Annotated in this window: 1 protein-coding gene; it reads right to left on the bottom strand. The window is 75.7% G+C overall.

What is annotated here, in order from left to right; translation table 11 throughout:
* Positions 1–728: ATP-binding protein (locus tag GM672_RS28630; RefSeq protein WP_443094185.1), on the bottom strand; the 728-nt coding region annotated here is incomplete at both ends.

Raw genomic sequence — 728 nt, 5'->3', positions numbered from 1 at the left:
GCTGGCCGTGCTGGGCGGGGAATTCACCCTGGCCACCGCCGCCGCCGTGGCCAGGGTGAATTCCCCGCCCAGCACGGCCAGCCGCGCCAGCACGGTCCGCTCCAGCGGCGCCAGGGTTGCGTAACTCCATTCCTGGCAGGCGCGCCAGGAACGGTGCCGGGCCGGCGCCGTGCGGCGCCCGCCATGCAGCAGTTGCAGCGGCGCGTCGAGGCGGGCCGCCAGTTCGCGCACGTGGAACAGGTCGGTGCGGGCCGCCGCCAGCTCCAGCGCCAGCGGCACGCCGTCGAGGCGGCGGCAGATGTCGGCCACGGCGGGCAGTTCGGCCGCCGTGATCGTGGCACCGGCCTGGGTGGCGCGACGCACGAACAGGGCGGCGGCGGGCCAGGCCACGATATCGGCGGCATCGGGCGGCGGGCAGTCCAGCGGTGCCAGGCGCTGTACCCATTCGTCGGCCGCGCGCAGGGCCTCGCGGCTGGTGGCCAGGATGCGCAGTCCCGCGGCATGGCGCAGCAGCAGCTCGCACAGGGCGGCAGCAGCATCGATGACGTGCTCGCAGCCGTCCATCACCAGCAGCAGCTGCCGTTCGTGCAGCAGCGCGAGGACGTCGTTCAAGGGATCGGGGCCGGGTGGCAGGCCCAGGGATGCGGCCAGCACGGCCGGCAGCGCGGCGCCATCGGCGGCGGCCGACAGGTCGGCGCAGCAGGCATGCAGGCGACCGGCCAGGCGCG

Origin of the sequence: Pseudoduganella buxea (assembly GCF_009720835.1) — a bacterium.
Lineage (GTDB): Bacteria > Pseudomonadota > Gammaproteobacteria > Burkholderiales > Burkholderiaceae_D > Rugamonas > Rugamonas buxea.
Note: the sequence above shows the minus strand (reverse complement) of the source record. Positions and strands in the feature narration are given on the sequence as shown.